Below are 19,048 nucleotides of genomic sequence, written 5' to 3' on the forward strand. Positions count from 1 at the left end.
ATCGGCTTGCGTCCGCAAAACCAGCCGGCGTTCACGCGCCATTGACACTTCGGAGCGCGGTCATCCACAGTCGGCTTCAGCGAAGGTGGAGAATGGACCACCAATAACAACAATCGACGGGGGGATATAATGGCGCAAAAGGCGGTGCATGTGCTCGCCATCGACCAGGGCACCACTTCGACCCGGGCGATCGTGTTCGACAGCGCAGGGCTGCCGGTCGCCACGGCGCAGCGCGAGCTTCGCCAGTTCTATCCCTATGACGGCTGGGTCGAGCACGACCTGGAGGATATCTGGCGCGACACCACGGTGGTCTGCCGCGCTGCGCTGGAGGAGGCGGGCCTGACCGCGGACGGCATCTCGGCGATCGGCATCACCAACCAGCGCGAGACGACGGCCCTGTGGGACCGGGCGACCGGCGAGGGCCTGCACAACGCGATCGTCTGGCAGGACCGCCGCACGGCGGAGACCTGCCGCCGGCTCCACGCCGACGGCGTCGAGGCGCTGGTGGCGGAGCGCACGGGCCTGCTGATCGATCCCTATTTCTCCGCGACCAAGCTGGGCTGGCTGCTCGACCACGTGCCCGGCGCCCGCGCGCGGGCAGAACGCGGCGAGCTGTGCTTCGGCACCATCGACAGTTTCCTGCTGTTCCGCCTGACCGGCGGAGCCGTCCACGCGACCGACGCCAGCAACGCCTCGCGCACCTTGCTGTTCGACATCCACACCCAGGACTGGGACGACGAGTTGCTGCGCCTGTTCGGCGTTCCTCGGGCGTTGCTGCCGCGCGTGCTCGACAACAGCGCCGACTTCGGCATGGCGGAAGCCGACTTCATCGGGGCTCCCGTGCCGATCACCGGGATGGCCGGCGACCAGCAGGCGGCCACCGTCGGGCAGGCCTGCTTCGAGCCGGGCATGATCAAGAGCACCTACGGCACCGGCTGCTTCGCCCTGCTGAACGTGGGCGACAAGCCGGTGCGCTCGACCAACCGGCTGCTGACCACGACGGCCTACCGGTTGGAGGGCAAGCCCGCCTACGCGGTGGAGGGCTCGATCTTCGTGGCCGGGGCCGCGGTGCAGTGGCTTCGCGACGGCATCAGGGTGATCGCCGACGCCGCGGCCTCGGAACGGCACGCCAACGACCTGCCCGATACCCAGGGCGTTTACATGGTGCCGGCCTTCACCGGGCTGGGAGCGCCCTACTGGGACCCCGACGCCCGCGGCGCCCTGATCGGGCTGACGCGGGACACCGGCATCAGCCATATCGTCCGGGCGGCGCTGGAGGCGGTCTGCTACCAGACCCGCGACCTGATGGAATGCATGGCGGCCGACGGCGGCACCCGGCCCAGCGCGCTCCGCGTGGACGGCGGCATGGTGCGGAACGACTGGCTGATGCAGTTCCTGGCCGACATCCTGGAACTGCCGGTGGAACGCCCGATCGTGACCGAGACGACGGCGCTGGGAGCGGCATACCTCGCGGGCCTGCGTACGGGAGTGTACGCCTCCCTCGACAGCGTCGCCGCCGCCTGGCAGCGGGAAAGGCTGTTCGAGCCCGCCATGCCGCCGGCCGACCGCACGCGCCTGTACGACGGATGGCGGCGGGCGGTCCGCCGCGTGCGCAGCGATCTGGCGTAACCCTGAAAAGAAGTTTAGAATGCGTCTCAACCGGCGGATGGTCATCGAAGCTTAATCGAACCGTCACGGCGGAGACATAGCGGAGGGCTAACCATTTGGCCCATCGTGAAAATCGGGAGACGAGACAAATGCAGCGCATCCACGCGACGATCGCCGTTTCGGCGTTCGCCCTTCTTGCCATGACGGTCGCCGGCACGGCCCCCGCGCACGCCCAGACCGAGATCCAGTGGTGGCACGCCATGTCGGGCGCCAACAACGAGACGGTCGAGAACCTCGCGAAGGAATTCAACGCCACGCAGAGCGAGTACAAGGTCGTCCCCGTCTACAAGGGGACCTATCCGGAGACCCTGAACGCCGGCATCGCGGCCTTCCGCGCCCGGCAGCCGCCCCACATCATCCAGGTGTTCGACGTCGGCACCGGCGTGATGATGGGTGCGCGCAGCGCGATCAAGCCGGTCGCCGAGGTGATGAAGGAAGGCGGCGAGAGCTTCGACAAGTCCAAATACCTGGCGGGCATCGTCTCGTACTATAGCGCCGCCGACGGCACCATGCTGTCCTTCCCGTTCAACAGCTCGTCGCCGATCCTGTACTACAACAAGGCGAGCTTCCGGAAGGCCGGCCTCGACCCCGAGGCGCCGCCCAAGACCTGGCCGGAAGTTTTCGAGGCGGCCAAGAAGATCAAGGCTTCGGGCCAGTCCTGCGGCATGACCACGACCTGGCCGACCTGGATCCACCTGGAGAACTTCAGCGCCTGGAACAACCTGCCCTACGCCACCGACCAGAACGGCCTGACCAGCCTGACGCCGGAACTGAAGATCAACGGCCCGCTCAACATCCGGCACTTCTCGACCCTGGCGGAGCTTCAGAAGGACGGCACCTTCCAGTACGGCGGCCGCACGTCGGAGGCAAAGGCCAAGTTCCTGAACGGCGAATGCGCCATGCTGCCGGAATCGTCGGGCGGCATCGGCGACATGGTCAAGGCCGGCCTGGATTTCGGCACCGGCAACCTGCCCTATTATCCGGAAGCGGCGGGAGCCCCGCAGAACACCGTTCCCGGGGGCGCGTCCCTGTGGGTCTTCGCCGGCAAGCCGGCCGCCGACTACAAGGGCGTCGCCCAGTTCTTCACCTACCTGTCGAAGACGGAAGTCCAGTCCAGGCTGCACCAGGTGTCGGGCTACCTGCCGGCCACCATGGCCGCCTATGAGGCGACCAAGAAGGAAGGGTTCTACGAGAAGAACCCCGGCCGGGAGATCCCGATCCAGCAGATGATGGGCAAGGAGCCGACCGAGAACTCGAAGGGCATCCGCCTCGTCAACATGCCGCAGGTCCGCGACATCCAGAACGAGGAGATCGAGGCCCTCCTGAACGGCAGGCAGGATGCCAAGACCGCGCTGGACAACGCCGTCCGGCGCTCCAACGAGGCGATCAAGGAAGCGGCCAAGGCCTACCAGTAAACCCGGCGGCCATCCCCGCACCGTAGGTCGGCCTTCGCCGAAGGCGAACGCCGACGCCATGCCCCGGCATTCCGGCATGGCGTCGGCGTCGCCCCTCCGGGTCGAGGCCGACCTACGGCGCGGCTCCGCTCGCCCTTTTCACGGATCTTCATGTCAAGACGCGTCGTCTTTCCCAACCGGCTGCTGCCGTACCTGCTGCTGGCCCCCCAGATCGCCATCACGCTGGTGTTCTTCTTCTGGCCCGCCTTCCAGGCGGTCCGCCAATCGCTCTACCGGGACGATCCTTTCGGCTTCAGCAGCCGCTTCGTGGGGTTGGACAATTTCGAGCTGGTGCTGTCCGATCCCAACTACATCAACTCGCTGAAGGTGACGGTCGTCTTCAGCCTGTCGGTCGCCGTCGTGGCGCTGGTGGTGGCGCTGCTGCTGGCGGTCATGGCCGACCGGGTGGTCAAGGGCAAGGGCGTCTACCAGACCCTGCTGATCTGGCCCTACGCCGTCGCCCCCGCGATCGCCGGCATGCTGTGGCTGTTCCTGTTCAGCCCGGCCATGGGCACGCTGGCGGTGATGCTCCAGCGCGCCGGGTTCGACTGGAACCCGCTGCTGAACGGCAACCAGGCCATGGCCATGGTCGTGGGCGCCGCCGCCTGGAAGCAGATCAGCTACAACTTCCTGTTCTTCCTGGCCGGGCTCCAGGCGATCCCGAAATCCCTGATCGAGGCCGCCGCGATCGACGGCGCCGGGCCCGGACGGCGGTTCTGGACCATCGTCTTCCCGCTGCTGTCGCCCACATCCTTCTTCCTGCTGGTGGTCAACACCGTCTACGCCTTCTTCGACACCTTCGGCATCATCCACGCGGTGACCGGCGGCGGACCGGCGCGGGCGACCGAGACCCTGGTCTACAAGGTCTACAACGACGGCTTCGTGAACCTGAACCTCGGGGCCTCCTCCGCCCAGTCGGTGATCCTGATGGTGATCGTCATCGCGCTGACCGTCGTCCAGTTCAAATATGTCGAGCGCAGGGTGCATTACGCATGATCGAGCCCCACAATGATTGAAAGGCGTCCCCTGGGCGTTCTGCTCGCCCACTTCATCCTGATCCTCGGCATCCTGATCGTCGCCTTCCCGATCTACTACACCTTCGTCGCCTCGACCCTGACCACGCCGGAGATCATGGCACCGCCCATGCCGCTGGTGCCGGGGCCGCACTTCCTGGAGAACTACGGCGGCGCCTTCGGAGGCATCGGGACCATCGGCGGCGTCGGCGTCGGCCGGCTGTTGCTGAACACGCTGGTCGTGGCGCTCGCCATCGCGGTCGGCAAGATCATCATCTCGATCCTGTCGGCCTACGCGATCGTGTTCTTCAGCTTTCCCGGCCGGATGCTGTTCTTCTGGATGATCTTCATCACGCTGATGCTGCCGGTCGAGGTGCGGATCCTGCCGACATACCAGGTGATCGTCGACCTGGGGCTGATCGACACCTACACCGGCCTGACGCTGCCGCTGATGGCGTCGGCGACCGCGACCTTCCTGTTCCGGCAGTTCTTCATGACCATCCCGGACGAGCTGATCGAGGCCGCGCGGATCGACGGCGCCGGGCCGATGCGGTTCTTCAAGGATATCCTGCTGCCGCTCTCCTACACCAACATCGCGGCGCTGTTCGTCATCCTGTTCATCTATGGCTGGACCCAGTACCTGTGGCCGCTGCTCATCACCAACGACAACGAGATGAACACGATCATCATCGGCTTGCGGAAGATGATCTCGTTCGTGGACGCGGACACGCAGTGGAACCTGATCATGGCGATCACGATCCTCGCCATGATCCCGCCGATCGCCGTCGTGGTCTTCATGCAGCGCTGGTTCGTCAAGGGCCTGGTCGATTCGGAGAAGTGAAGAAAAATGGCTGAAGTCGGTATCCGCGGCGTGCGGAAGACCTATGCGGGCGGTTTCGAGGCGATCAAGGGGATCGACTGCGCGGTCGGCGACGGCGAGTTCCTGGTCATGCTCGGGCCGTCGGGCTGCGGCAAGTCCACCCTGCTGCGCATGGTCGCCGGGCTGGAGACGATCAGCGCGGGCGAGGTCTCGATCGGCGGCCGGGTGGTCAACGACCTGGAGCCCAAGGACCGGGACATCGCCATGGTGTTCCAGAACTACGCGCTCTACCCGCACATGACCGTCTACGACAACATGGCCTATGGGCTGAAGATCCGCGGCATGTCCAAGCCGGAGATCGAGGAGCGGGTCCACAAGGCGGCGGATATCCTGGAGCTTCGGCCCTTCCTGGACCGCCGCCCCCGCCAGCTCTCCGGCGGACAGCGCCAGCGCGTCGCCATGGGCCGCGCCATCGTGCGCGAGCCCAAAGTGTTCCTGTTCGACGAGCCGCTGTCCAACCTGGACGCCAAGCTGCGCACCCAGATGCGGGTGGAGATAAACCGCCTCCAGGACCGGCTCGGCATCACCAGCCTCTACGTCACCCATGACCAGGTGGAGGCGATGACGCTCGCCGACCGCATGATGGTGATGAACGGCGGCGTCGCCGAGCAGATCGGCACGCCGATGGAGGTGTATCACCGGCCGGCCAGCACCTTCGTCGCCGGGTTCATCGGGTCGCCCGCGATGAATTTCCTGCCGGCCAGGCTGACGGCCGCGGGGGTCGAGCTGAACGGCGGCCATGCCGTGCCGCTGCCGGGGGAAACGGGAATAGCCGGCGCCGCGGGCCGGGAGGTCACCCTGGGCATCAGGCCCGAGCATCTGACGCTGGAGAGCGGTCGGGGAATCGGCGACATCGCCGTACGGGTCGAACTGGTCGAGGCCCTGGGAGCCGACACCGTGGTCCATGCCCGCCTTGCATCGAGCGGCGATCCGCTGCTCGCCCGCCTGCCCGGCAGCGCCCGCGTCGCGACGGGTGACACGCTGCACTTCGCGATCACGCCGGGGGAGGTCCACCTGTTCGACCGCCAGGGCGGCCGCAGGCTCTGAGGCATTGCTGCCGGAGGGGCGGCGTGGCGTCGCCCCTCCTTCTTCCTACTCCGCCGCGACCTGCTGCGACGCCGGAGGCGCGAAGCGGCCGGAGGTGTCGTGGGTCAGCATGAAGTCGCGGACCTTCGGCAGGATCTGCTCGCGCCACCGGCGGCCGTTGAAGATGCCGTAATGGCCGACGCCCTTCTGCAGATGGTCGCCGCGCTTCTCGGCCGGCAGGCTGGAGACGATCTGGTGGGCGGCGCGGGTCTGGCCGGGGGCCGAGATGTCGTCCAGTTCGCCTTCGACCGTCATCATCGCGGTGTGCCGGATCGCCGAGGGATCGACGCGCTGGCCCTGCCACTGCATGGTGCCCTTGGGCAGAGAGTGCTTCTGGAACACGTTCTCGACGGTCTGGAGGTAGAATTCCGCCGGGAGATCCATCACCGACAGGTACTCGTCGTAGAACTTGCGGTGCTGCTCGGCGCTGTCGCCGTCGCCCTGGATCAGGTGCTGGTACAGCTTGACGTGCTCGCCCACATGGCGGTCCAGGTTCATCGACATGAAGCCGGTGAGCTGGATGAAGCCGGGATAGACTTGGCGCAGGCCGCCGGGGTAATAGGCCGGGACGGTCTGGATGACGTTGCGCTCGAACCAGCTCAGCGGCTTGTTCTCGGCCAGCTCGGTCACGACCGTCGGCGCCGCCGTGGTGTCGATCGGGCCGCCCATCAGGATCATGCTGGCGGGCTGGTTCGGATCGTCGTTCTGGGCCATCAGCGACACCGCGCACAGCACCGGCACGGTCGGCTGGCAGACAGCCATCACATGGGTGTGCGGACCCAGGTGCCCCATGAACTCGATCAGGTAGCTGATATAGTCGTCCAGGTCGAACTTGCCGCGTGACAGCGGGATCTTGCGGGCGTCGAGCCAGTCCGTGATGTAGACGTCGTGCTCCGGCAGCAGGGCCTGGACCGTGCCGCGCAGCAGGGTGGCGTGGTGGCCGGACATCGGCGCCACGACCAGCACGGGGGGATGCACCTTGTCGGTGTCCCGCTCGAAATGGATCAGGTCGCAGAACGGCTTGCGAAGCACGGGGACTTCCCGGACAGCCACCTCGACGCCATCGACTTTGGTGGTCGGAAGGCCGAATTCCGGTTTGCCGAACCGCCGCGTCGTCCGCTCGAACAGCTCGGCCCCGGCGGCGATCGTGCGCCCGATCCGGGTGTAGGAGGCCGGCATGAACGGATTCTGGAAAGCGGTCTGGGTGGCCTCCGCCATCAGGCGTACGGGATACCAGGCCGCGTGCTGGAGATCATAGAGCTGGTAGAGCAAGATTCCCCTCACATACACCGTTTGAGTGACGCCGCGGCGTTCGTTTTTTGCTGCGCTGCGATCCTGCGACTTGTTGCCGCTTACCCTTGCGAACAGCTTGATGTAGCAATTGTTTCATAGTCGTAAATATGAACTATCGAACCATTGATAGCCGCAGCGCAGCTTAAATGTGCCGCAGAGCAGGAAAGTTGCGCGCTGCCGGCATATCCCGCAACAAAAAAGTTCGGCATTTGATCGGTCTTAATGCCGCATGGTCATGCCGACCCCAACAACCGTAGCACCAACGGATATGTCGCGGGTGCGAAGCAGTTCACACCCTTTTGCCGTATGCTTTGGATCGGGTTACGGGATCTGCCAGTGTCAGGCGACCATACGCCAGGCCATGTAGCCGAGCACGCCGGCATTGGCCGCCATGATCAGCGGGGCGACCCGGGCGACCACGCCGCGGAAATTCCGCCCGGCCACGTGCCCGGCCAGCCCGACCGCCAGCAGGCTCGGCACCGTGCCGGCGGCGAAGGCCACCATGCCGAAGGCGCCGGCCACCGGGCTGCCGCTGGCCGCTGCGACCGCGACCGCGCCATAGAGCAGCCCGCAGGGGATGAAGCCCAGCGCCAGCCCGAGGCCGTAGCCGCGCCAGCCGGTCGGCCGGCCGAACAGCGGCTTGGCCAGACCGCTCACATGGTCGGCCCACCGGCGCCGGACCCTGCCGCCGGAGCTCTTGCCCGAGCGGGGAGCCCGGCCGAGGAGGCCGCCCAGGGCCTGGACCAGGAAGAACAGCGCGGCGAAGACCAGCAGCGCCCCGGTGACCCAGCGCAGGCCCGGCACGGCGCCGATGCCGCCGGCCAGCAGCGCCGCCGCCGCGCCGATCCCCGCATATGTCGTTGCGCGCCCGAAATGGTACGGCAGGACCGCGGCGCCGGTCAGCCGGTGGAACTCGGTCATCCGGCTGGCGGGGACCCCTTCGAGCCGCGTCGCGACCTGGGCCAGGACGAAGGGGCCGCACATCCCGGCGCAGTGGGACCAGCCGCCGACCAGGCCGGCCATGAACAGGCTGGCGAACAGCCCGCCGTCGCGGCCGAAATCCACCCCGCATTGCTGCAGGCCCGCGTCGATCAGGGTCAGTACGGTATGCTGGTCCATCGTGCCGGTTCGTCTCGCTGCGGGATACCCGCCCCACATCAGCGTATCGGGGCGCCGGGAACAATGACGTACGTCAAGGCCGGAGACCGAACCGCCCGCGAAAATGCCGGAAAGGCAGGACCAGGATCGTTCCGGTTATGAAACCGCCGAGATGCGACCACCAGGCGACCATGGCCTCCAGGTCTCCGGCCACCGCTTCCAGGCCCTGGATGCCGAGCCAGCCGCCGAGCGCCACGTAAACAGGCACGGGCAGGGAAATCCGCCTTCCCGGCAGGACCAGGATCAGCCACGCCTTGGGATGGAGCATGACGGCGGCGGCCAGCAGGCCGGAGATCGCGCCGCTCGCCCCGACCACCGGATCGATCGAGGCGGGGTCATGCAGGATCTCCGCGCCCGCCCCGCCCAGCCCGCACAGCAGGTAGAACAGGCCGTAGCGGACATGGCCCAGGGCCATCTCGACGCTGTCCCCGAACAGCCACAGGAACAGCATGTTGCCGGCCAGGTGCCAGACGTCGGCGTGCAGGAACATGGAAGACAGCAGGCTGAAGGCCCAGCCCAGCGACGGAACGTCGGGCGGCAGCAGGCGGGCGCCGGTGACCACGGCCGGAACCATCGAGAAGCCGAGCACGAAGTTCCATGCCGCGGGTCCGGACAGGGCCTCCTGGACCAGGAAGGCAAGGACGCACAGGGCGACGATCGTGACCGTCGCATAGGGCGGCCTCACGCCGGCCCGCTCCCCTCGTCGAGGTCCAGCGCCTCCCGCCCCAGATCGGTCAGCCGCCATCCCGCCCCGTCGCCCTCGATCAGCTTCGCCCTGCCGGTCTCCCGCACGGTGGCGCGGACCCGGTGCAGCGGCAGCCCGGCCGCCGCCGCGATCTCCTCCGGCGCCGCGAACGCCGCGCCGCGGCGGGCCATGTCGGCCAGCACGCGGCGCGCCACCTCCGTCAGGGTGCCGTCGGGGTTGATGCAGGCCATGCGCCCGGCGCCCGCTCAGCCCTTCGAGCCGGGAGCCGGCACGGTGGTCTTGCAGAACCACCAGTCCGTGCACTCGTAGCCCAGACCCTTGCGCGCCTCGGCGTCCTCGACGGTGCGCGGAGGCGGGACGATCACGGACTCTCCGGGCCGCCAGTTGGCCGGGGTGGCGACCCTGTGCCGGTCGGTGGTCTGGAGCGCATCGATCAGCCGCAGGATCTCGTCCGTGTTGCGGCCGGTGGTCAGCGGATAATAGATCATGGCGCGCAGGACGCCCTTGTCGTCGATGACGAACAGGCAGCGGCTGGTCTCGGTGGAACTTTCCTCGGGGTTGATCATCCCATAGAGCGATGCGACCTCCCGGTTGCCGTCGGCGATCACCGGGAACGGGATCTCGACGCCGAACTTGTCGCGGATCGCCTGGACCCAGGCGAGATGGCTGTAGATGCTGTCGATCGACAGGCCCAGCAGCTCGGTGTTCCGCTCCTTCAGGGCCGGGGCCATGCGGGCGAACTCGATGAACTCGGTGGTGCAGACCGGCGTGAAGTCGGCCGGATGGGAGAACAGGACGACCCAGGTCCCGCGATAGTCCTCCAGGGCCAGCCGCCCCTGGGTGGTCTCGGCCTCGAAGGCGGGCGCCATGGCGTTCAGGCGCGGCAGGGCGGTCTGGATGTGATAGTCGCCGGTGGTGCTGTGTTCCACTGTGTTCCTCCGCGGGCTCGGGCTGGTACCGTATCGGCACCCGCTTTTACCCGAGCCCGCGGCCGAAAGGTATGCGCTTATCGGGGGTGGTGCCGGATCACGCGACCGTGCCGGTCGCGGCGGGCGCCGGGTCGGCCTTGGCGACCTCGTGGACCTCGACCGGGCGGCTGGCGTGCTTGCGCAGGATGCCGGTCACCTTGGCCTCGTCGGCGGTTCCCGGCTTCCCGGGACTGTCCAGCGTCACCCACATCAGGATACCGCCCTTGTCCAGGTGTTCCTGAAGCCAATCGTTGCGCTTGTCGCCGATCCATTGGGACATCACCGATCCCAACGCGCCGCCGCCGACACCGGCCGCCGCGGCTCCCAGTCCCGCCACCAGGGCGGTGCCTCCGGTCGCGACGATGGCCCCGGCGGCGACCAGCGCGCCGATATAGGCGGGGGCGGCCATGGCGGCGCCCACCCCATTGCCGACCTCCTCCGGGGCGACATAGGACTGGCGCGGCGCGTTCGGGTCGTCCTTCGCCTCGTCGACGGTCCGGTAGGTACGCCCGAGCTTTTCGGTCACGGCCGCGTCGCTGGACATCAAGCTGATGGCGGCGCCGTCGACCCCGGACAGGGTCAGTTCGTCGACCGCGGCTTCAAGCGATTCGGTGCTGCCGAAAACGGCTATGGCTTCGCGCACCGAGGGCAGGTCCGTACCGCCGGACGCGGTGCCGTTGGCGTATGTCATTCCAGATCCTCCGTTTCGGTCCCGTAGGACGCTTGCGGAGGCAATTGGTTCCCGATGGCCGGCTTGCAAGCCGCCCCCTATCATGCGGCCGGAACGGGGACGGCCGGACGCTCCCAACCCGTACGCGGGACCATGGGCGATGGCTTGGGAGCCGGCCAGAGGACGTACAGCGCCGCCACGACGACCGCGACCTTAAGGATCAGCGCAAGCGCCACCTTGATGAGGAATGGAGTATTCGGCATGCCGCCATCCTGACGGCAGGATCGGGCCGGCGCCTTGATCTCCGTCAATCGCTCCGGTCCTGGTGGAACACCCATTTCTCCACGAAATGCAACCCGGTCAGGATCACCGCCGCGAAGATCGTGATCATCAACGCCAGGGCGTGGAGCCCCGCTCCCGCTCCGACCCCAACGGCGCTGCACAGCCAGATGTTGACGGCGGTGGTGAGGCCATGGACGTCCCGCCGGGCCTGGATGATGACGCCGGCGCTGATGAAGCCGATGGCCTGGGCCAGTCCCTGGACGATGCGCAGCGGGTCCATGTCGGTATGGCCCGCCGCCTTCAGCATCTCGAAGATCTCCAGGGTGACCAGCGTCGTGCCGGCCGAGCTGAGCGCCACCAGCATGTGGGTGCGCAATCCGGCCGACTTGCCCCGGATCTCCCGGTCGATGCCCAGCACCATGCCGCAGAACGATGCCACCGCGAGCCGGAACGCCATTTCCGACAGCGGCGTGATGGTCCGGAACTCCGCCGCGAAGTCCATCGATCACCCTTCGCGTTTGCCGTGGATTTGACTCAATGGGGCGGTCATCTACACTCCTTGATGAAGGTTCGGTGAAAGCGCTGATGGCCCCTGTATCCAGAGCACCCTCCCCGGTAACATTTGTCTCAACCTTCGGGTTCCTGCTCGCCTGGGCCTATCTCAGCCTGGTGCTGAACATGCCCAACTGGACCGGCGATCTGCTGGGCCCCAACCATGTCAGCCCGTCGCTGGAGGTCGCCGCGATCTTCGGCCTGTTGGCGCTGGCATCGGCCGCCGGGGGCCGGGCCGGCCGGGGCCTCAGCGTGGCGCTGGCCTGGGCGGCGCTGCTCCTGGGGGCGCTGCGCCTCGCCGACATCACCAGCCACATGCTGATCGGCCGGCCCGTCAACCTGTCGCTCGACCTCATGCTGCTGCCGGCGATCCTGGAAGTGCTGGCCGGGGCCGCCAGCGTCCCGGAACTGGTCGCCGCCGCGGCGGCGGTGCCGGCACTCCTGGCCGCGCTGTTCCTCCTGAACCTTCTGGCGATCCGGACGGCCGCGAGGTTCCTGGAACGTCGGCCGAACCGGCTGCTGTTCGCCGGGGCCTTGTCCGCCCTGGCGGTACCGACCCTGTTCGGCCTGCACCCCTATGCGCCGCTCGACCAGGGATCGGTGGCGCTGCTCCGCTGGCAGGTCGCCCAGGCCGCGAGCGCGTCGGCGCTGCGGGCGGAGCATCTCGCCGGCTTCCGGACCGATCCGTTCGCCGGCCTGTCCGACGACGCCGTGCTGGCGCACCTGGGGCGGCGGGATGTCCATGTCATGTTCTTCGAGTCCTACGGCGAAACGGTGCTGGTCGATCCGCGCTACCGTTCCGTGATCGAACCGACCCTGGCGGATTTCGACCGCGCCCTCTCGGAGGAGGGATTCGGCGTGCGCTCCGGGCTGATCGAGTCGCCGATACGGGGCGGGCAGTCCTGGCTGGCCCACGGCACCTTCCTCAGCGGCGCCCGGCTCGGCGACCAGGGGCTCTACAACCTGATGCTGGAGAGCGGCCGGCAGTCGCTGACCCATTATTTCAGGCGCGCCGGCTATGAGACCATGGCCGTCATGCCGGCCCTGTCCCGGGCCTGGCCGGAGGGCGGCTTCTGGGGCTTCGACCGGATCTGGAGCACCGACGACATGGGCTATGCCGGGCCGCCCTTCGGCTGGGCCGCGATCCCCGACCAGTACACGCTCGATTTCATCCACAGGCAGAAGCTTCGCCAGCGCGACCGGCCCCTGTTCATCGAATACGCCCTGATCAGCAGCCACGGCCCCTGGGAGCCGCTGCCCCCGCTGCTGGACGACTGGGACGGCATCGGCGACGGCTCGGCTTTCGAGGGCATGGCGGCGCCGGTCCCGGCCGACCGGCAAGGCTGGAGCGGCATGACCCGCAACTATGCCGACTCGGTCGACTACACCCTGAAGGTCCTGCGCGACTACATAACCCGATACATCGCAGACGATGCGCTGATCATCGTCCTGGGAGACCACCAGCCGGCACCGCTGATCACCGGCGACGGCGCGTCGCGCTCGGTCCCCATCCATGTCATCAGCCGGGATCCCGAACTGCTGGCCCCGTTCGAGGAGTGGGGCTTCAAACCCGGCATGATTCCGGAACCGGAACGGCCGCCCGTACCCATGGAGCAGTTCCGCGACCGCTTCCTGGCGGCGTTCAGCGCACGCGAGACCGGCTGACCGATCGAACGGCCGGCTTGCCCGGGGGAGCGGCGCTGGGGTACACCATGACCCCATGTCCATCCCTCCCGTCTACGCCTCCTTCGAGCCGGCCGATCTCGACCGGATGACGATGCTGTTCCGGCACGCCTTCGCCTCGACGGCGGACGGTGTCCGCTTCTACATGTCGATCATCGGGGACGACAATTTCCGGGTGATGCGCCGGTCGGGCGCCGCCGTGGGCACCCTGGCGCTGCTCGACATGGCCCAGTATTTCGGCGGGCGCGCCGTTCCCTGCCGGGGGATCGCGGCGGTCGCGGTCGAGCCGGGCGAGCGCGGGCGCGGCACCGGCGGCCGTATGATGGCCGCCATGCTGGAGGAGGCGCGCGCCGACGGCATGCCGATCTCGACCCTCTATCCCGCGACCCTGCCGCTCTATTCCAAGGCCGGCTACGGCATGGCCGGCGACCGCTTCACCTACCGCATCCCGTTCGGAATCCTGCGCGGCCTCCGTCCCGACCCGGCGCCCCGGCTGGCCTCGCCGCCGGACCGCGCCGTCCTGGCCGGGCTTCAGCGGGAGCGGGCGCAACGGACCAACGGGCTGCTGGAGCGTTGCGAACTGATGTGGCAACGGGTGCGCGGCACCGCCGACAAGCCGCTCGACACCTTCCTGATCCCGGGCGACGACGGCCCCGAGGGATACCTGACGGTCGGCCCGCGGGCGCCGGACCGGACTCTCCACGTGGAGGACTGGGTCGCGCTGACCCCCCGTGCCGGGCGGGCGATCCTGGGCTTCCTGGCGGGCTGGCATTCCCAGGCCAACACCGTCACCTGGGGCGGCGGCCCGGAGGATCTTCTTCTCCACCTGCTGCCCGACGTCGGCGGCTCCATCGCCTCGTGGGAGCAGTGGATGCTGCGCGTCACCGACGTGGCCGGCGCCCTGGCCGCCCGCGGCTGGCCCAACGGGATCCGGGCCGAACTGACGCTCGCCGTGGCCGACCCCCTGCTGCCCGACAATGCCGGCCGCTATAGGATGGAGGTCGCCGACGGCGAGGCTTCGGTCGAGCGGACCGGCGACGCCGGCTCCGGACCCGCCGACATCGAATTCGGCATCGACGCCCTGGCGACGCTCTACAGCGGCCATCTCGGCCCCGGCACCCTGGCCGGCCTCGGCCGCCTCCGCGCTTCTCCCGAGGCGCTCGCCACCGCGACGGCCTTGTTCGCAGGACCGCGGCCGTGGCTGGCGGACATGTTCTGAAACCTCCCTGAACCGGAGGGGATCAGGATCCGCGGTGCTTCCGGGCCGTCTCCGCCGGTTCGGGCGCCACCGCGAAATAGTCGAACCGCCCTTCGGGCTCCGGCCGCTTGGGCAGCATGTCCAGGGCCTTTGCCATCTGGCGGCGCCCCGCCGCCCAGCGGTCCCGGATCGATCCCGGCGAGAAATCGAACAGTTTCCCGGCGAGCTCCAGTTCCGGCGCATCATAGATGACGTGGACCAGCGTCACCCGCGACCCCCGGGGTTCGTACCGATCGCGCAACGCGTATTCCCGCCGGAGCCCGGCGATGTTCCGCCTCCCCTGGCTGGAGAACACGAGGTCCTCCGTCCGCTGGAACGCGGCGTTCAGGCGCTTCGGGCGATCGCCGCGCATGCTGTGCAGGTCGGACGCGAAACAGACCATGTCCCGTTCGGGCGGATCCTCCAGCACGCGGTCCACCGGCAGGTTGTTGCCCAGCCCCGCGTCGCACAGCAGGCGCCCGTCGACTTCCACGGGCTGGAATATCGGCATCAACGCCACGGCCGCCAGCAGGTGCCGGGCGTCGATCCGGTCCTGGGTATTGTCGAACAGCACTTCCTCCCCTGTTTCCACGTCGATGCAGACGAAGGAGAGCCGCGTCTCGGCCCGGTTCAGCAGATCGAAGTCGATCAGCCGCTCCAGGGTCCTGCGCAGCGGAGCCTGGTCGTAGAGCGCGACGTCGTTGGGCAGCCAGGGCAGTGCCGAAAGCGCTCCGGGGAAGCGGTGCCGGTAGATGCCGGGCCGCCCGAAAGCCAGCGCGTTGACGATATGGGCGGCGCTGTAGAACTCGCGCAGCCGCGCGTCGTCCGTCGGGATCGGCCAGAAACTGGCCTGCGCCGCCTCTTCCCAATACTGGCGAAGCCGTTCCTGGCGGTGCTCGGGACGGTTGCCCGCCAGGATCGCGGCCGTCAGGGCGCCCACGGAGGTTCCGGCCACCCAGCCGGGCCGGATGCCGCGCGCCTCCAGTTCCTCGTGGACGCCGCCGTGATAGGCGCCCAGCGCGTTGCCGCCGCTCAGCACGAGCGCCGTTTCGACCGGCTTGCCGGTCCCGGATGGGATCGATGCTGTCATCGGGTACCTTTTGCACTGCTACGGAAACTGGCCGGCCCGGGCCTCTTCGAGGCCTTCCCTCAGCTTGGTGAGGAACGATACCAGCGCCCGGTCAGGCGTCTCCGCCTCCTCGCTCAGGACGCGGATGCCCCACTGGTTCAGGACCGCCTCCTCGACCGGGTTGCGTTCGATCATGAAGACGAAGGATTGCGGCCGATCCACTTCGTAGCCGGACTGCCTCCATGTCTGCCAAAGGCGGTGCAGCAGCAGCCTGATGTTCATGTCGTGCATGCTGTATCCGATGAACAGGATCGTCTTTCCGAACGCATCGGACCGGAACTTGATATCGAGGGGCGAGTCGAACGACAGACGCCTGAAATAGTCGCTCTCGGTTATGACCAGCGACTGGTCGTCGTCGAAATCGCCGTGGAACTTGATGATCTGCGTGACGCCCTCCACGGTCTTGGCCATGTCGCGGGCGTTGATGACCTTGATGAAATCCCGGTCGTACAGCGCATAGGCGACTTCCAGGTTGCGGTCGTAGTTGGTCGTGTAGATGATCGGGAAATCGAGCTGCACGATCAGCTCATGGACCTTGGACTCCCGGATCCTCTGCTCCGACACGCACCAATTGCGATCCATCCAGCTCCTCAGCGGGCCGATGCTGCCCTGGCGCAGGCGGTAATACTCGGCCAGGACTGGATAGTCGACGCCCAGGCCGTAGCGCAGCCCCTCGTCGAACCCGAACTCCCTGCCCATGCGGGCGATCAGTTCCCGCCATGGCGGCAGGCCCGCGTTGATCGATACGCCCGCCCCCGCGAACAGGATCGCACGGCGGTCCTTCAATGCATGAACCAGCTCCTGGATCGGCGACATCGATACGGCGGTTGCTCCGGCAGTGGTTTGAGACATGGGCTCACCTTTCAGCCGGAGAACAGGCTCATCCCGAGTTGCGTTCCTCGCGACGGGACACCGGGCCGACGCTGCGAGGCGTCCGCTACAGGATCGCTCCGTAAGTCGCCGGCATCGGCTGCCCGGGCCTGAATTCCGTGGCATCGGCGGCGGATCGGGAAGACCGCTCCGGACGGCTCTCCCCCGCCCCCTCCTGTATCGCGGCCTGGATCTTCCGGTTCAGCTCGGCGCCGGAGTAGGGTTTGGCGATCATCGCGTAGCCCCGGTCGGTGCCGTCCTCGTTGGCGACCGCATGGCCGGCGAATCCGGAGGTGAGGAGGATCGCGAGGCCGGGGCGCAGGCGTTGCGCCAGGCGGGCGAGTTCCGCCCCGTTCATGCCGGGAGGCATGACGATGTCGCTGAACAGCAGGTCGATGGGCTGTTCTCCCCGCAAGACCACCAGCGCCTCGTTGGCGTTGGCGGCGCCGGTCACCCGGTGTCCCTGATCCTCCAGGGTGGACATGGCGGCCACGCGGATCAGGGCATCGTCCTCGACCAGCAATATGTCCAGCGGGCGGACGGCGCCCGGATGGGCCGACTGCCTTGACGGCCGGCGTACGACCCGGTCCCGCGGAAAGCGGACCGTCGCGGTGGTCCCGCTGCCCACGACGCTGCTGAGCTGGATGGTGCCGCCGTGCAACTCGACGAGCCGGCGGGTCAGCGGCAGGCCCAACCCGGTTCCCTCGACATCGCGGGCTCCGGCGTCGTCGGCGCGCCAGAAGGATTCGAACATGCGGCTCAGGTTGTCCTCGGCGACGCCGATTCCGGTGTCCACGACCGACAGGACCAACCCTCCGAAGGCGTCCAGGTCGACCATGATATCCACCTTCCCGCCGCTCGGAGTATATTTGACCGCGTTGGAAATCAGGTTGAGCAGGATCTGGCGCAGCCGCTTCTCATCCCCGCGGATGAAGCGCGCCTCGGCCTCGACCGCGGCCGACAGGGACAGGCCGGCCCGTTTGGCCCGGGGCTCCAGCATCCGGGTGCAGAAATCGACCGCCTTCAGCAAATCGACGTCTTCCTCCTGAAGGGCCAGCTTGCCGGCCTCGGCCTTGGCATGGTCAAGGATCTCGTTGATCAGTTCGAGCAGGTGCTGGCCGCTGTCGCAGATATCGTTAGCCCATTCCCGGTAGCTCGGATCGCCGAGCGGTCCCGAAACCTCGTTCCGGGTCATGTCGGCGAAACCGATGATGGCGTTGAGCGGGCTGCGCAACTCGTGGCTCAACCCGGCGAGGAACTCGCTCTTGGCCTGGCTTGCGGCCTCGGCGGCGTCCTTGGCCCGCTGCAGTTCCGCAGCCGTGCGCTTGCGCTCCGAGATATCCCGCATGATCCCGGTGAAGTGCCGCTGCCCGTCGCCGCTCTCCCATTCCGCGATCGACAGGTCGAGCGGAAAGACGCTGCCGTCCCGGCGCCGCCCCTGCACCTCGCGCCCGACACCGATGATTCGCTGCTCCCCCGTCGCCAGGTAGCGGGCGAGATGGCCGTCATGGGCCGAGCGGCCCGGCTCGGGCATCAGGATGCCGACATTCTGCCCGATCACGTCGGCCGCGGCGTAGCCGAACATGCGCTCCGCGGCCGGATTGAACGCGACGAGCCTGCCCTGGTGGTCGATGATCGTGATCGCGTCGACCGCGGTATCGAAGATGGCCCGGTGCCGGGCCTCGCTTGTCCGGAGGGCGTGGATGCTGTCGATCCGTTCCCGCTCGCGGGAGAGCATGGTGCCGAACAGCAGGATCCCGCCGGTCGTCATGATCGCCAGCGGCAGCGCGGCGGTCGAGAACGTGTGGATCGCGTCGGCCCAGGACGGCAGCAGGAAGACGCTCAGCACCTGGGATGACGCCATGATGCCGAGAACCAGGAAATGCCCTGTCCGGAGCCGGCCGAGGGACCTCCGGAACATCAGGACGAAGACGATGCCGGCGAGCGAGCACAGCATGACGCCGGCCGTCCCGGCGAGCGCCCCGATGCCGCCGCTCCAGAAATAGCGGTACGCTCCGGCGACGGCCCCGGCGAGGACCGCGGCGGGGATCCCGCCGAATGGAGCGGCAAGGCCGAGCATGATGCTCCGCGCATCGATGAGCACTCCGGGAATGATCTGGATCGGCGCCAGCATCGAAAGCACGGCGCCGCCGCCGAAAAGAATACCGCAGGCCAGGGTCCGCAAACGCGGCCGCTTATCGACCCGCCTCAAGGCGTTGGTGTAGGCAGCGAGTATCAATCCGAGCAGGCCGGCGCTCTCGGCGAGGGAAAACAGGACACCAAAAAAGGACATGAAACTACTCGCGAAAAGATCTTCGGCGAGTGTGCTGCCTAGGTCTTGAAGATTTGATAACGCGGCGCCTGCCGGGCCGCGGACCCTGTCCCGGACAAGTAAACGA

Annotated in this window: 18 protein-coding genes; 7 read left to right on the plus strand and 11 right to left on the minus strand. The window is 67.8% G+C overall.

Going from position 1 to position 19,048, the window contains the following annotated elements:
• Positions 1-129 precede the first annotated feature (129 nt).
• From glpK to JL101_RS20600, 5 genes are all read left to right on the plus strand, one after another.
• A complete protein-coding gene (gene glpK, locus JL101_RS20580; RefSeq protein WP_203096578.1) occupies positions 130-1,629 on the plus strand; it encodes a glycerol kinase GlpK in 1,500 nt (499 codons plus the stop codon).
• Positions 1,630-1,757: 128 nt separating this feature from the next.
• A complete protein-coding gene (gene ugpB, locus JL101_RS20585; protein ID WP_203096577.1) occupies positions 1,758-3,083 on the plus strand; it encodes a sn-glycerol-3-phosphate ABC transporter substrate-binding protein UgpB in 1,326 nt (441 codons plus the stop codon).
• A gap of 150 nt (positions 3,084-3,233) precedes the next feature.
• Positions 3,234-4,118 carry a sn-glycerol-3-phosphate ABC transporter permease UgpA gene (gene ugpA, locus JL101_RS20590; protein WP_203096576.1) on the plus strand — a complete coding sequence of 295 codons (885 nt, stop codon included), beginning with the start codon at positions 3,234-3,236 and terminating at the stop codon, positions 4,116-4,118.
• Between the two features lie 12 nt (positions 4,119-4,130).
• Positions 4,131-4,976, plus strand: coding sequence for a sn-glycerol-3-phosphate ABC transporter permease UgpE (ugpE, locus tag JL101_RS20595; protein ID WP_203096575.1), 846 nt, complete (start codon positions 4,131-4,133; stop codon positions 4,974-4,976).
• A gap of 6 nt (positions 4,977-4,982) precedes the next feature.
• Positions 4,983-6,062 (plus strand): sn-glycerol-3-phosphate import ATP-binding protein UgpC, encoded by a 1,080-nt coding sequence (locus tag JL101_RS20600; protein WP_203096574.1) that lies wholly within the window; start codon positions 4,983-4,985, stop codon positions 6,060-6,062.
• A 45-nt stretch (positions 6,063-6,107) separates the two neighbouring features.
• Here JL101_RS20600 and JL101_RS20605 read toward each other — a convergent pair whose 3' ends face one another.
• The 8 genes from JL101_RS20605 to JL101_RS20640 form a co-directional block, all read right to left on the minus strand.
• Complete coding sequence (locus JL101_RS20605; RefSeq protein WP_203096625.1) at positions 6,108-7,373, minus strand: polyhydroxyalkanoate depolymerase; 1,266 nt, start codon at positions 7,371-7,373, stop codon at positions 6,108-6,110.
• A 360-nt stretch (positions 7,374-7,733) separates the two neighbouring features.
• Entirely contained in the window at positions 7,734-8,513 is a 780-nt protein-coding gene (locus tag JL101_RS20610) for a sulfite exporter TauE/SafE family protein (protein WP_203096573.1), read from the minus strand.
• A gap of 73 nt (positions 8,514-8,586) precedes the next feature.
• On the minus strand, positions 8,587-9,237 hold the full coding sequence (locus tag JL101_RS20615) for a rhomboid family intramembrane serine protease (RefSeq protein WP_203096572.1): 651 nt from the start codon (positions 9,235-9,237) through the stop codon (positions 8,587-8,589).
• Positions 9,234-9,488 (minus strand): hypothetical protein, encoded by a 255-nt coding sequence (locus JL101_RS20620; protein ID WP_203096571.1) that lies wholly within the window; start codon positions 9,486-9,488, stop codon positions 9,234-9,236. Before JL101_RS20620 ends, JL101_RS20615 begins: the two co-directional genes overlap by 4 nt.
• A gap of 15 nt (positions 9,489-9,503) precedes the next feature.
• On the minus strand, positions 9,504-10,187 hold the full coding sequence (locus JL101_RS20625; RefSeq protein ID WP_228435021.1) for a peroxiredoxin: 684 nt from the start codon (positions 10,185-10,187) through the stop codon (positions 9,504-9,506).
• A 97-nt stretch (positions 10,188-10,284) separates the two neighbouring features.
• Positions 10,285-10,917 (minus strand): hypothetical protein, encoded by a 633-nt coding sequence (locus JL101_RS20630; protein WP_203096570.1) that lies wholly within the window; start codon positions 10,915-10,917, stop codon positions 10,285-10,287.
• An 80-nt stretch (positions 10,918-10,997) separates the two neighbouring features.
• Positions 10,998-11,159 (minus strand): hypothetical protein, encoded by a 162-nt coding sequence (locus JL101_RS20635; RefSeq protein ID WP_203096569.1) that lies wholly within the window; start codon positions 11,157-11,159, stop codon positions 10,998-11,000.
• A 44-nt stretch (positions 11,160-11,203) separates the two neighbouring features.
• Positions 11,204-11,680: an MgtC/SapB family protein gene (locus tag JL101_RS20640; protein ID WP_203096568.1), complete on the minus strand. Its 477-nt coding sequence runs from the start codon at positions 11,678-11,680 to the stop codon at positions 11,204-11,206.
• An 83-nt stretch (positions 11,681-11,763) separates the two neighbouring features.
• On the opposite strand from JL101_RS20640, the gene JL101_RS20645 reads away from it, so the two are divergent.
• Both JL101_RS20645 and JL101_RS20650 read left to right on the plus strand, forming a co-directional pair.
• Positions 11,764-13,395, plus strand: a complete 1,632-nt coding sequence (locus tag JL101_RS20645) for a sulfatase-like hydrolase/transferase (protein WP_203096567.1) — start codon at positions 11,764-11,766, stop codon at positions 13,393-13,395.
• A gap of 55 nt (positions 13,396-13,450) precedes the next feature.
• Positions 13,451-14,632, plus strand: a complete 1,182-nt coding sequence (locus JL101_RS20650; RefSeq protein ID WP_203096566.1) for a GNAT family N-acetyltransferase — start codon at positions 13,451-13,453, stop codon at positions 14,630-14,632.
• Between the two features lie 22 nt (positions 14,633-14,654).
• Here JL101_RS20650 and JL101_RS20655 read toward each other — a convergent pair whose 3' ends face one another.
• The 3 genes from JL101_RS20655 to JL101_RS20665 all read right to left on the minus strand — a co-directional run bounded on the left by JL101_RS20655 (position 14,655) and on the right by JL101_RS20665 (position 18,942).
• Complete coding sequence (locus JL101_RS20655) at positions 14,655-15,740, minus strand: patatin-like phospholipase family protein (RefSeq protein ID WP_203096565.1); 1,086 nt, start codon at positions 15,738-15,740, stop codon at positions 14,655-14,657.
• An 18-nt stretch (positions 15,741-15,758) separates the two neighbouring features.
• Positions 15,759-16,631, minus strand: a complete 873-nt coding sequence (locus tag JL101_RS20660; protein ID WP_203096564.1) for an SIR2 family protein — start codon at positions 16,629-16,631, stop codon at positions 15,759-15,761.
• An 85-nt stretch (positions 16,632-16,716) separates the two neighbouring features.
• Positions 16,717-18,942, minus strand: a complete 2,226-nt coding sequence (locus tag JL101_RS20665) for a PAS domain S-box protein (protein WP_203096563.1) — start codon at positions 18,940-18,942, stop codon at positions 16,717-16,719.
• Positions 18,943-19,048 lie beyond the last annotated feature (106 nt).

The organism is Skermanella rosea (assembly GCF_016806835.2).
GTDB classification, from domain to species: Bacteria; Pseudomonadota; Alphaproteobacteria; order Azospirillales; family Azospirillaceae; genus Skermanella; species Skermanella rosea.

What these genes read in the sequence shown, in the direction of transcription:
- glpK (WP_203096578.1), top strand. Translation starts at nt 130, where the DNA reads ATGGCGCAAAAGGCGGTGCATGTGCTCGCCATCGACCAGGGCACCACT.
- ugpB (WP_203096577.1), top strand. Translation starts at nt 1,758, where the DNA reads ATGCAGCGCATCCACGCGACGATCGCCGTTTCGGCGTTCGCCCTTCTT.
- ugpA (WP_203096576.1), top strand. Translation starts at nt 3,234, where the DNA reads ATGTCAAGACGCGTCGTCTTTCCCAACCGGCTGCTGCCGTACCTGCTG.
- ugpE (WP_203096575.1), top strand. Translation starts at nt 4,131, where the DNA reads ATGATTGAAAGGCGTCCCCTGGGCGTTCTGCTCGCCCACTTCATCCTG.
- JL101_RS20600 (WP_203096574.1), top strand. Translation starts at nt 4,983, where the DNA reads ATGGCTGAAGTCGGTATCCGCGGCGTGCGGAAGACCTATGCGGGCGGT.
- JL101_RS20610 (WP_203096573.1), bottom strand. Translation starts at nt 8,513, where the DNA reads ATGGACCAGCATACCGTACTGACCCTGATCGACGCGGGCCTGCAGCAA.
- JL101_RS20620 (WP_203096571.1), bottom strand. Translation starts at nt 9,488, where the DNA reads ATGGCCTGCATCAACCCCGACGGCACCCTGACGGAGGTGGCGCGCCGC.
- JL101_RS20630 (WP_203096570.1), bottom strand. Translation starts at nt 10,917, where the DNA reads ATGACATACGCCAACGGCACCGCGTCCGGCGGTACGGACCTGCCCTCG.
- JL101_RS20635 (WP_203096569.1), bottom strand. Translation starts at nt 11,159, where the DNA reads ATGCCGAATACTCCATTCCTCATCAAGGTGGCGCTTGCGCTGATCCTT.
- JL101_RS20640 (WP_203096568.1), bottom strand. Translation starts at nt 11,680, where the DNA reads ATGGACTTCGCGGCGGAGTTCCGGACCATCACGCCGCTGTCGGAAATG.
- JL101_RS20645 (WP_203096567.1), top strand. Translation starts at nt 11,764, where the DNA reads ATGGCCCCTGTATCCAGAGCACCCTCCCCGGTAACATTTGTCTCAACC.
- JL101_RS20650 (WP_203096566.1), top strand. Translation starts at nt 13,451, where the DNA reads ATGTCCATCCCTCCCGTCTACGCCTCCTTCGAGCCGGCCGATCTCGAC.
- JL101_RS20655 (WP_203096565.1), bottom strand. Translation starts at nt 15,740, where the DNA reads ATGACAGCATCGATCCCATCCGGGACCGGCAAGCCGGTCGAAACGGCG.
- JL101_RS20660 (WP_203096564.1), bottom strand. Translation starts at nt 16,631, where the DNA reads ATGTCTCAAACCACTGCCGGAGCAACCGCCGTATCGATGTCGCCGATC.
- JL101_RS20665 (WP_203096563.1), bottom strand. Translation starts at nt 18,942, where the DNA reads ATGTCCTTTTTTGGTGTCCTGTTTTCCCTCGCCGAGAGCGCCGGCCTG.